The sequence below is a fragment of the Paenibacillus gyeongsangnamensis genome (assembly GCF_027533625.1).
Taxonomy (GTDB): domain Bacteria; phylum Bacillota; class Bacilli; order Paenibacillales; family NBRC-103111; genus Paenibacillus_G; species Paenibacillus_G gyeongsangnamensis.
Map to the genome: position 1 here is coordinate 154015 of NZ_JAQAGZ010000022.1, position 11985 is coordinate 165999.

The following is an 11985-nucleotide window of genomic DNA, read 5'->3' on the forward strand; positions in this document are numbered from 1 at the left end:
ATGGAGGTGGTTCCGTGGATTCGATGATACCAACTTTAGAACTTCATCATTTATCCAAAACATTCGGGGGCCAACGTGCGCTTGATGATGTTAGCTTAACGATCCAGCCTGGAGAAGTACATGGGTTATTGGGGCAAAACGGTTCGGGTAAGTCTACGCTGATCAAGATTTTGGCTGGCTTTCATGCACCTGATCCTGGAGGAGAGCTCCGATTTAACGGACAACCCGTCAAATTGCCGATTCAGGCTGGAGACTTTCGTAAACTCGGCATGAGCTTTGTGCATCAGGATTTGGGTTTGATTCCTTCGTTAAGTGTTGTTGAAAATCTCCGTATCGGCGAGTTCGCATCTCGCAACAATATGCGTTTGTCATGGCGCGAGGAGAACAGAAAAGCAACAGAAACGTTTGACAAGTTCGGTCTTCACATCAATCCAAAGGCTAAGGTCTCTGACCTTAGCCCTGTTGATAAAGCATTGTTGGCCATTGTAAGGGCCATCGAGGATATCAGATCGAATGAAATCATGAGAGAGTCGGGTCGAGGACTGCTGATTTTGGACGAACCGACGGTGTTTCTGCCTCGAACTGGAGTGGATCAGTTATTCAATCTTGTCCGGGAAGTAGCATCCATGGGGGTAAGCGTTCTATTTGTATCTCATGACTTGGACGAGGTTCTGGAAATTACGGACCGGATTACCATTTTAAGAGATGGACACCTTCTCACCACAACTTCTACCGAGTCGATTACAAAAGAACAACTCATCGAGACCATCATTGGCCGGAAATTGAAGTCATTGCAGCGGGAAATCAGGGAAGAGGCCAAGAAGGATATTCATATTTCTTTCCAAGGTTTAAATGGTAATGTAGTGCGGGATGTAGCGATGAGTCTGTCGAAAGGCGAAGTTCTCGGATTGACAGGATTGGCCGGTTCGGGATTCGAAGAGGTTCTTTACCTGTTATATGGAGAACATGCAGCAAGCAGCGGTAAACTTCAAATAGGCGAACAAACCTATGAATTGCCGGCAATGACGCCGGAGAAAGCCATAGACGCAGGAATGGTGCTATTGCCGGCAGACCGTCATGGATCCGGGGGGGTAGACTCCTTAACTATTGTGGATAATATAACCTTACCGGTCTTAGGACGCTATTTCAATAATTTATTTCTTGACCGCAAACAAATGAGGGACGATGCGCAAACTTTACTGACGAACTATGAAGTTCGTCCTAGCCTACCCAACTTGAACCTTCAGGCGCTTAGCGGGGGGAATCAGCAGAAAGTCATTCTCGCAAAGTGGTTTCAAAAGGATCCCGATTTGGTCCTTCTCCACGAGCCAACACAAGGTATTGATATAGGGGCGAGGGAGCAAGTGTACGCAATCATCAAAAAAGCAACAAAACGAGGTACATCGATTGTTTGCGCCAGCTCTGATTACGAGCAGCTTGCCGCAATCTGTGATCGAGTGTTGATTTTTGCTCGCGGGAGAGTCATAGGAGAGCTAACAGGCAGCGACATCACCAAAGATAGGATCACGGAGCAATGTTACAACAGTCTCGAGCTTAGTATGTAAAATTGGGTAGAGCAAGCTTGAGTTTGGAGGGGATAATTAAAGTGGAACAATCTCAAAATATTTCGAAAGTCAATCAAACCGGTCGTTTGGAAAATGTTATGGAGCGTTATGCGCTGGTTGGCGCTTGGTTACTGGTCATTGTCATCTTTGGGATTCTGAGTCCGGACAACTTTCTCACGACAGCGAATTTCTCTACAATACTGGGTTCCCAAGCGGTTCTTGTTGTGCTGGCGCTTGGACTTCTTATCCCAATGACGACAGGAGACTTTGATCTCTCCGTCGGCAGTGTTCTTACACTGTCAACAATGATCATTGCGGTATTGAATGTGCAGCATCATGTCCCCATCGGCTGGGCGATTTTTGTAGCCGTTGCAGCGGGCATATTGGTCGGTCTGATCAATGGAGCGTTTGTCATTTTATTTAATATTGATCCCTTTATCGTGACATTGGGCACGGGGACTATTGTGAACGGCATTATTTTATGGGTAAGCAAATCCATGACGATCAGCGGCATATCGGATTCGCTTATCAATTTTGTTGTGGTGAAGCGATTTTTGGGGATTCCATTGGAATTCTATTATGGTTTGGCGCTTTGCGTCATTCTATGGTACGTTTTTGAATTTACAAGCGTGGGCCGCCGATTGCTTTTTGTCGGAAGAAACCGCAATGTTTCCAGACTTAGCGGTATAAGGGTGAATCGGATCCGATGGATGAGCTTGGTGGCTTCCGGCTTCATAAGCGCGGTAGCAGGAGTGCTTTATGCCGGCACAACGGGCGCTGCGGATCCAACATCCGGTCTTTCTTATTTATTGCCAGCTTTTGCTGCAGCATTTCTAGGGGCTACGAGTATCGTTCCTGGAAGATTCAATCCATGGGGATCTTTTATTGCTGTGTATTTCTTGGTTACCGGAATCACGGGCCTTACCATATTGGGCATCCAGACATTTGTCCAGAATTTGTTTTACGGCGGAGCTTTAGTACTTGCCGTTACATTCTCGCAGCTGGTTAAAAGGCGCCAGGAACAAAGGGCAAAAGCCAAAGCTTAAGCGGGTGGAGAAATTGAACAGTAAGGTATCGGTCATTTTGCTGGAGGATCACGCGTGAACGGGTGCGGGAGAATCAGGCCTTGCTGGGTTATTCCTTATTTACGCCGGGCACGGTCAGTTCTCCGATTATTCACGAAGTCGAATAATTTGTCTATGTCGTCAAGGAATCCGGTGAACTTCACTTAGATGATGAGACCTGATATTTTCTGCTAATGACGCTCTATTTATTCCACCCGGAGTAGGGCACTGGATTACAGGGAAAGAGGATGTTGTGGTGTTTTTTGGATTTCCTTCTCCCCAATATCCTCCTACTCAGCGCAGATAAAAGATATAACAAACAACAGGATAAGGTGGGCGGTTAATATGTTGCCATTAGAAGGAATAACCGTCGTATCATTGGAACAAGCCGTAGCAGCACCATTTGCAACAAGACAGTTAGCAGACCTCGGTGCACGCGTAATCAAAATAGAAAGACCCGGTACAGGGGATTTCGCCCGTTATTATGATGAAACAGTCAATGGCATGTCCAGTCATTTTGTCTGGGTAAACCGTTCGAAGGAATCGCTCGCCCTGGATTTGAAAGAAGAGGAGTCCAAACGGATATTGGAGGCGCTGTTGTCAAAAGCGGATGTCTTCATTCAAAATTTGGCTCCGGGAGCTGTTGATCGTCTGGGTTTTGGTGCAGCAGAATTAACAAACAAATTTCCCGGGCTGGTGATTTGCAACATCTCGGGATACGGCTCCTATGGACCTTACCGGGATAAAAAAGCATACGATTTGCTGATCCAATGCGAGGCGGGGCTTGTTTCCATTACCGGTACCAAAGATACCCCTTCCAAGTCCGGAATTTCTATTGCCGATATCGCTGCTGGCATGTATGCCTACACGGGCATATTGACGGCACTTCTAGCTCGTCACAAAACAGGAAAGGGAACTGTAATGGAAGTTTCGCTGCTGGAGGCACTAGGCGAGTGGATGGGATATCCCCACTATTTCACGTATTCCGGCCAGCAACCCGAAAGGATGGGAGCGACTCATGCTACGATCTATCCATATGGGCCTTTTGAAACAGGAGATAACAAACAGATTTTTTTAAGTATCCAGAACGATCGGGAATGGAAGATTTTTTGCCAAAGTGTTTTGTCCATGCCTGAACTGGAAATGGATACTCGGTTTCATTCGAATTCCAACCGGGTACTTCATAAAGATGAATTGAAAACCAAAATTGAAGCCGTCTTTGCCACCATACCAACCTTGGAGCTAATAGATCGGTTGGATAAAGCGCAAATTGCCAATGCCCGTTTAAACACGGTTCAAGAGTTTATCGATCATCCGCAGTTGCAAGCTCGCAATCGTTGGACCGAGGTGGACTCCCCAGTTGGAACCATTCCGGTGTTGATTCCCCCTGTAACCTTTGATGATCTGGACTATGTAATGAAACCCATTCCTAAGGTTGGGGAGCACACGGAAGCTATATTAAAAGAATTGGGTTTGTAATTGTGCGGAGGTGCCGATATGTTAGCTCATTCGTGGTTATTTGTTCCCGGTTCCAATGAAAAAGCACTGGCGAAATCCTCAGGATTGCCGGCACATGCCATCATTTACGATCTCGAGGATGCCGTATCCGTCGACGAAAAGGAAAAGGCCAGAGCTGCGGTCAAGGAAATGGTTCGAGTGAGCAATAAAGTGACTTATGTTCGTGTAAATAGTCTGGGGAGTCCTTACGCCGCTCACGATATTGCAGCTGTGACGAATGTCGGGTTAGCCGGAATTGTTCTGCCCAAAGCCGAGGATAAGGAAAGTATTTTGTTTTCGGAACAATTGTTGCAGAAGTGGGAGCGAGAAAGGGGATTACCTGACGGCTCCGTTGAAATTGTTCCCCTTATCGAGTCAGCCCGGGGACTTTATCATGCTGTAGACATTGCTGGGGCCAGCCATCGCGTAAAAAGGCTAATGTTTGGAGCGGTGGATTTCTCACTCGATATCAACGCCCAAATCACAAATTCGGGAACGGAAATTTTATATGCACGATCCAAACTGGTTATTGCCTCGCGTGTTGCAGGTATTCAACCGCCTATCGATACGGTATTTATCGACTTGAACGATCCGGAAGGTTTTCTGGCCGATACCCGATTGGCGAAGCAGCTTGGATTCAAAGGAAAACTAGTGATCCATCCGAATCAAATTGGTGTGGTTAATGAAGTGTTTATGCCAACCAAACAGGAAGTGGAAGAGGCCGGTAAAATCTTAAATGCCTACGAAAGAAAACGTGTAGAAGGATTTGGCGCATTTCAGTTAGAAGGAAAAATGATCGATCTTCCTGTTGTGGAGAAGGCGAAACGCCTGATGGAAAGCTACACGATGTTTAGCCAAAGCAAGTCAGACAGGGAATAGAGGAAATAAAATGAAGCACGTACATGTTTTTTCTCTCGGCGGGACGATTTCGATGACCCACGACGACAAGAACACAAACACGGTAGTGTCTACACTTAATGGTGAAGATCTGATTAATGGTCTTCCAGAGCTTCAGGAGAAGGTGAAGGTATCCGCTACCTCGTTTATGCAGGTACCCTCAACCCAACTGACCCTGGATGATATTCTCTTGCTTGCTGACCGAATCAATAACCTTGAAATGGAGACCAGCGGCATTGTTGTAACTCAAGGAACAGATACGATAGAGGAAACATCATTCGCACTGGATTTGCTCATTCACCGGCATATACCGGTTGTCTTAACCGGTGCCATGCGCAATCCCACCTTACGCGGAGCGGATGGATCCGCTAACTTGCTTAATTCTATACTCTTGGCTTCGAGTGACGAAGCTCGTGGACTTGGAACTGTTGTGGTTCTAAATGATGAGATTCATGCAGCCCGATATGTTCGCAAAACCCACACACAAAGCTTGTCTGCGTTTCAGTCCAATTTCGGGCCCATCGGATGGATAGCAGAAGGGAAGCCGAAAGTTGCCTTAAGAGTTAATGCGTACGCTGGATGTCCATTTGGAAAAATGGGTCCTGATGTCCCCGTAGCGCTTTTGACAGTTACAATGGGTGATGACGGCCGGCTGATAAGGAATATAAGGGAACTTGGTTATGGGGGAGTAATCATCGAGGCGCTCGGGGGAGGACATGTGCCGACCGCTATGGTGAACATGTTGGAAGAGTTGGCTAAAGACATGCCAGTCGTGATTGCTTCGCGTACGGGGAATGGAAGGATTTTGGAACAAACTTACGGTTATTCCGGTTCAGAAACCGATTTATTCGGCCGTGGCCTCTTGAATGCAGGTTGGCTGGACGGACGGAAAAGCAGAATACTTCTACAATTACTTTTAAGATCAGGAATCTCCTATCCGGAAATTAAGAATCTTTTTCACAAGTTCGTAAATGCTCTTTAGTCCTGCGGGAAATCATCAGCGCCAACTTCAAGTAACTATTCGACACAAGTTTCGCCCCCCTACTCGTTGTAAGAGGAACAAAACTATGATGATCATATTCTTTACGATGTTTGCTTTGGGCTTATTGCTCGGATTTGCCGGGGCAGGCGGTTCTGGTATTGTTCTGGCGATGTTAACAACCTTTTTTGGGTTTCCGATTCATACTGCGCTCGGTACATCGACAGCTGCAATGTTTTTTACTGTTCTTTCCGGTTCATTCAGCCATTTTCGGGAAGGGAACATGGTCCCACGGACCGGTATCGTGGTCGGTATATTTGGTGCAATAGGGGCTTATGTAGGAACTTTCGTGGCAGGTACTCTACCTTCCTATATACTGGTTTGGATCTCGGCCGGGTTGCTTTTTTTATCTTCATTTCTTATTTTTCTGAGAACACGAATAGCGGATTCTAAACAAGTGAATCAAACAATGCGGCAAAATGAAAGAAGCACCGGCAATTATTTTTGGCTAAATGCCCCTAGTCTCGGATTAGTAACGGGATTTCTTTCCGGTTGTTTTGGTTTAGGGGCTACGCCGTTTATTCAAGTGGGGCTGTTGGTTTTATTAGGGATGTCTATAAAACAAGCGGCAGCGACGAGTATGATTGTTATTCTGCCCACAGCTTTGTTTGGAACAATCGGTTATTTACAAGCTAGTTATGTTGATCTTCATCTCTTATTGTTAATCGTTACCGGTACGATGACCGGCTCGTATATTGGAGCCAAGTTTACTTCACAAGCACCAGTATATATTCTGCGTTCAGTCTTAATAGGACTTCCCATTTTGGGCGGCATCATATTGTTGGTAAAGTAAGACATTACGCTAAGATGAAATAACTTCGGGGAGGAATTACAGTGAAGGTAAATCGTGACAGATTAGCACAGCATTTTGAAACAATATCCCAATACGGAAAGTTTGGTGAAACGGGAGTTTGCCGGCCGACGTTAACGCCAGTAGAAAAGGAAGCTTTCCTAGTGGTTAGCGAATGGATGCGTGAGGCGGGGATGTCAGTTCGTATTGATAATTTTGGGAACTTAATCGGACGGTTGGAAGGGAAAAGGAAAGATGCGCCTATTTTAATGATGGGCTCCCACCTCGACTCTCAGCCTTATGGCGGACGATTTGACGGCACAGCTGGTGTACTTTGCGGAATTGAGGCGGTATGTGCCCTAACAGAAGCTGGATTGACGCCTGATGTTTCCATTGATGTTGTAGCGTTTTGCGATGAAGAGAGCTGGAGATTTAATAAAGGCGTGTTTGGTTCCAGAGGAATTATCGGTCAAGTGGAATTGGAAGAGCTGTCCATTACGGACAAGGACGGTATTTCAAGAAGAGAAGCATTAATCGCATTCGGCTGTAATCCTGATGAATTGCAACAATCGGTATACCCGCCAAATTCCATTGGGGCTTTTTTGGAACTTCATATCGAACAGGGGCCGATTTTAGATTCGAAAAATTTATCCATTGGTTCGGTTACTGGTATCTCCGGGCCAGTATGGCTTTCAGTTACGGTCAAAGGATTTGCCGGACATGCAGGTTCAGTTCCCATGAATATGCGTAAGGATGCCCTCATCGGAGCAGCAGATATGATCAGAGCTATTAATCAAATGGTGAGAAGAGATGAGGTACCCACTGTAGCAACAATCGGAAGTCTCAAAGTATTTCCCAATTCACCCAATATTATTCCGGAAGCAGTGGAATTTACGATCGATCTGCGAGATATCGATGAAAACAGACGAACTCGATACGAGCAGCAAATCAGGGCCGAAATTGCTCATATTTCCGATCAACATGGGTTAACGTTCGAAATTAAGGAAAATTTCCAATTTTCACCGACACAATGTGCTCCATGGATTCGCAATATTATCCGGGAGGAAAGCGAAGCAATCGTCAAAGAATGTCCGGAGCTTATTAGTGGCCCGTTCCACGACGCAATCATATTAGCACAAGTTTGCGACATCGGTATGATATTCGTCCGATGCAAAGATGGAATCAGCCACAATCCTGCTGAATATGCTAGCTACGATGATTTAGCTCAAGGTACGGAACTGCTCATGAAGACGGCAGTAAGGGTTGCCACAAAACTTGGGGAAAGAGAGCAAGGTTTGTGAGTAGGAGTTTCTACTTCAAATTAAACACGATTTATTCATGAGATGAGAAGAATCATTGTTTTTGCTACCGAATAATATCCGTAAGTTGATGGTGTTGGATGCCCAGAATCTGATAGCTAATGTGACCAGAACCGTAAACCAGTCAAGGCTGTGAAGTGTTCTTATCGCCTTGACTGGAATCTCCCTGCACTCACTGACTTGATGAGCACGAGCTATCGTACGAGATGCTATCTGAATCGTGAAAAGTATGAAACTAAATTTATCCTGTCCGTTTGAGGATTCGAAATTTTTTAAGATTAATGCAGATGAATCATCTCATTTGCCTATGCGACTTGCGATCAATACTGGATATGAGAAGAGAAAAATAAAGCAGAAAAATACATGGCTGGTCTAAAGATTTTACCGACAATAAGATAATCAAGTGATTTAGCTTAAGATATGAATTGACAAGACTTCTTATCCAATTTAATGTTGGAACATTTGTGTCGTTCATGTTGGAACATTTGTTGTGCAGCGACAGTAATGGGCGGGCTAAAAATAGTTCACACCTCTATATCCCGTTCACACCTTAAACGTGCGGTTAATGGGGGAGCGCGTACAACTGCAAGTTGCGGCAAGATTCCGATCTCTAGAACCACGAGCGCTCGTGTGTGTAACGATCGCGTTGCACTTGTCTCAGGCGATCCGCGCCTGACCGTATGGCCAATAACAGATTGTAACTCTTTAACCATACCGCCCTGATGTGCTAATCGTACAAAAGGGCTTTTTGTCATGACTGAAAGAGTGCGCAAAACTATTTTTTTCAAAAAGTTTTGTGAAAATGAAAATCCGTTATATGATGAAATAAATAGCAAACAAAAAAAGGAAGGTTGACCCCCTATGGCAAAACAAAAAATTTATCCTACTTGCCGAATTTGCGATAAGCTGAATGCAGAAATGACGTTTTGTGCTATCTTTGGAGCTCTTACTCCAGGACAAGCTGATAATACGGCAATAGGCGCTGCTTGCAGCAAATCCGGTGACTATGTACGGCTGCTCCACGCTGTTCCGAATGAATATAATTATGGCAAAACACCTTCCGGCAAACCGGTTGATGAGGAAGGTGACAGCCAGCTCCTTATTTTCGACTCCAGTGACGAGACGAAAAGCTTTCATGAACGCCATGGCATGACACTCGAGGAATGGGCTGCTATTACTTTTGGAAAAAAAACCGAATAGGCGGTCCTAACGCTCCAAAGGGAATAGGGTGAATTCATTGGAGAAATAGAAAGAAGCTCTTGAACGTATACTAAAATATGCCTTGGAAATGGAAAAAGAGAAGCACTTTAAGGAACCATCTGCAATGAGGCTTATAAGGGGTAGTACCACATGCCCATCAAGCTAAAATTTTTGAATACCCCCAAAACGAAAAAAAGCTATCCTTTATTTACAAAAAGAATAGCTTTTTTTCGTTTTTGGGATGTATTAATTTCTTAGCTTGATGGCTATGGGTCTCTTCCCCTCAATGACTTAATCCTTAAGTGGACGCTAAAAAGAACAATGATAGTTTCTATAAAAGGTAATTATGAAAATGATTCAAATATAATATTTTACCTTTTTATACACCATTCGTATTCAAACCCATCTTCTGTTTCCCTGTCACCATAGTCGCAACCAGCATTGTTCCACATATTTTGGCAGGCATCATCACCGACACAAGTACAGAAACCATCTTCAGTGCAGGTATAGCTGTCATTTCCTGGATTTTCTGATGTTGGTCCTGCATCTGTAGGTCCCGATGTTGGTCCTGCGTTTGTAGGTCCTGATGTTGGTCCTGCATCTGGTGTTGGTCCTGCATCTGGTATTGGTTCAACTGGTCCGCACATTCCGGGTATTTCGCAGATTCCAGGTCCGTCTGATGGTTCTGGTTCACACATTCCAGGTTCATCTGGTGTTGGTATTGGTGTAGGTTCGGCTGTTCCACCCATTCCACCTCCTCCGGTATCATGACCTGTAGTGCCTTCGCTGCCTCCAGTACCTCCACCACCTTCGGAACCCGGACCGCCGGAACCCGAACCTTCAGGATCCGGACAGCCGCCTTCACCGCCGCCACCTTCACCGTCGCCACCCTCACACGTTTCGTTGTTACAAATCGCATATCTTACCGTCAAGCGTTTTTGCTGGATATAAAGAAAGGAGAGTTAAATAAGGTGCAAGGGTGAATCGAATGATCATCAATTATATTGGGAAAAAACTGCGGTCTGTGTTATATGGCGATATATTACTTTAAGAAAGGAACAGACTGAAATTGAGAAAATCGATTTTACCTTTGACCAAGAAAAATTTGAAGAAATGCTTCGGCTTGGAGGTATTGCAACCCTCTGATAGTCATTGGAGATCATGTCATCCATTCATTTGATCGCAAAAAATTGATCATGCTTTGGAGAATTGGATTGTTTCGTTAGGGTGGACGTCGCCGCTGGTATATATTCATTTACACGGTGCGTCCGTGATCTTACTACCAGCCTCGATATTGTCCTTGAGCGGCGGACTAGTTCGGGCCGTGATGGGGTCAGCAGGGAGAAAATTAGTTTGCCATGTAAGAGGAATCTGAGCGAATGGGATTAGAGAATGTTTAAAAAAAGTTAATAAATCATCTGTAAAGTATTTTACAGAACAGTTCAATATAAAAAGCTAAGATTGAAATGTAAGAACAGTACTTTTTTGCTGGATTACAAAAATAGATAGAGAGGAGGACAAATCAATGGAGAAATTGAATTGGGGCCGTGCGATTTTGGCCGGAGTAGTGGGTACCATCCTGTTCAATATTGTGATGTATATCGATATAGCAGTAACTGGTGTTCCTGCAGACATTCCCGCCCTATTAGGAACTAAACTGATCGGCGAGGGAAGCGGAGCTTTATTCGTAGGCCATTTGGTTCATTTGCTCAACGGTATCGTTCTGGCTATCATTTTTTTTGCTATGAGCCCACATATGCCTGGAAGAAACAATATCATCAAAGGTGTTCTGTTTGCTATCGCTGAACTCATCGCGGGAGTTTGGTTGTTCATGCTTCCCATCATGGGAGCTGGCATCATGGGTCTTGGTCTGGCCAAAGCCATCCCCGTGATTACGCTTCTACGCCATTTAGCATACGGCATTGGGATCGGATTGATTTATCGTGATTCTAAAAAAGTAAACTAAAGAAACCCAGAAGCCTAAAATCGCGATTTTGGTACATGCCTCATAATCAGAACTTGGACGAGCTTTACATTCGCTTTTATATGCACAGGAATTGAATGAAGCCAGTCATCAGGTAAGGTCATAATTTTGACGGTGCCGGTACGGGGTATGGGTGAAATATTTTGAGACCAAGCCAAGTAACTACAATCCGCAGTACAAAGCTTTCAAAAACCTTAGTACATCGCAGGGGTCTGCAAATATTGTGCTGGTGCATTTGGTGTTAATCAGGAAGTGATGGCCTCCGGACTAAAGGGGAGAGCAATAGACATCCGAATGTTGCTCATTTAGTGGCGGACGATTATCAAATTAATACACTGTAAAGTAATTCTATAAAAGATCGCAAAGCCTGATGTTCAAACCATTCAGGACTTGCGATCTTTGTAATATATTATTTTTTGATTATCCAACTAGCTCAGGATAGGTAATCGTCGTAGTTGAAAGGCAACAATGAACCAGCCGATTAAATAATTCACTCTTGATCTCGCGGCGGTTAAACCGATAACAAAACTCATCAAGATAGGATTGCAGATGCTTTGAGTCTAGGCCGTGATAAGTTCCACCAATAAAAGCCTTCGCATTAGAAATGATCGTGTGAAGCCATTTCAGATG

The 11985-nt window shown here is 44.7% G+C and carries 11 protein-coding genes; 9 read left to right on the forward strand and 2 right to left on the reverse strand.

The genetic code is table 11. The features are described from left to right. Window positions 1-23 precede the first annotated feature (23 nt). The 8 genes from O9H85_RS28730 (at window position 24) to O9H85_RS28765 (ending at window position 9371) form a co-directional block, all read left to right on the forward strand. Window positions 24-1565 (forward strand): sugar ABC transporter ATP-binding protein, encoded by a 1542-nt coding sequence (locus tag O9H85_RS28730; RefSeq protein ID WP_269884849.1) that lies wholly within the window; start codon window positions 24-26, stop codon window positions 1563-1565. Between the two features lie 41 nt (window positions 1566-1606). Next, a complete protein-coding gene (locus tag O9H85_RS28735; protein WP_269884833.1) occupies window positions 1607-2611 on the forward strand; it encodes an ABC transporter permease in 1005 nt (334 codons plus the stop codon). Between the two features lie 363 nt (window positions 2612-2974). After that, window positions 2975-4108, forward strand: coding sequence for a CaiB/BaiF CoA transferase family protein (locus O9H85_RS28740; protein ID WP_269884834.1), 1134 nt, complete (start codon window positions 2975-2977; stop codon window positions 4106-4108). 18 nt (window positions 4109-4126) lie between these two features. Further along, the gene (locus O9H85_RS28745; protein WP_269884835.1) at window positions 4127-5005 is read left to right on the forward strand and encodes an HpcH/HpaI aldolase/citrate lyase family protein; all 879 of its coding nucleotides are present in this window, start codon (window positions 4127-4129) and stop codon (window positions 5003-5005) included. A gap of 10 nt (window positions 5006-5015) precedes the next feature. Beyond that, window positions 5016-6005, forward strand: coding sequence for an asparaginase (locus tag O9H85_RS28750; RefSeq protein WP_269884836.1), 990 nt, complete (start codon window positions 5016-5018; stop codon window positions 6003-6005). An 85-nt stretch (window positions 6006-6090) separates the two neighbouring features. Further along, window positions 6091-6855, forward strand: coding sequence for a sulfite exporter TauE/SafE family protein (locus O9H85_RS28755; RefSeq protein ID WP_269884837.1), 765 nt, complete (start codon window positions 6091-6093; stop codon window positions 6853-6855). Window positions 6856-6896: 41 nt separating this feature from the next. Next, the gene (locus tag O9H85_RS28760) at window positions 6897-8153 is read left to right on the forward strand and encodes a M20 family metallo-hydrolase (protein ID WP_269884838.1); all 1257 of its coding nucleotides are present in this window, start codon (window positions 6897-6899) and stop codon (window positions 8151-8153) included. 879 nt (window positions 8154-9032) lie between these two features. Beyond that, window positions 9033-9371: a hypothetical protein gene (locus tag O9H85_RS28765; RefSeq protein ID WP_269884839.1), complete on the forward strand. Its 339-nt coding sequence runs from the start codon at window positions 9033-9035 to the stop codon at window positions 9369-9371. 379 nt (window positions 9372-9750) lie between these two features. On the opposite strand, the gene O9H85_RS28770 is transcribed toward O9H85_RS28765, so the two are convergent. Further along, window positions 9751-10290 carry a hypothetical protein gene (locus O9H85_RS28770; protein WP_269884840.1) on the reverse strand — a complete coding sequence of 180 codons (540 nt, stop codon included), beginning with the start codon at window positions 10288-10290 and terminating at the stop codon, window positions 9751-9753. Between the two features lie 606 nt (window positions 10291-10896). Here O9H85_RS28770 and O9H85_RS28775 point away from each other — a divergent pair. Next, window positions 10897-11337, forward strand: coding sequence for a DUF6789 family protein (locus O9H85_RS28775; protein WP_269884841.1), 441 nt, complete (start codon window positions 10897-10899; stop codon window positions 11335-11337). 438 nt (window positions 11338-11775) lie between these two features. Here O9H85_RS28775 and O9H85_RS28780 read toward each other — a convergent pair. Further along, window positions 11776-11985, reverse strand: a 210-nt coding sequence (locus O9H85_RS28780; protein ID WP_269884842.1) for a transposase, incomplete at its 5' end; no start/stop codon positions are given.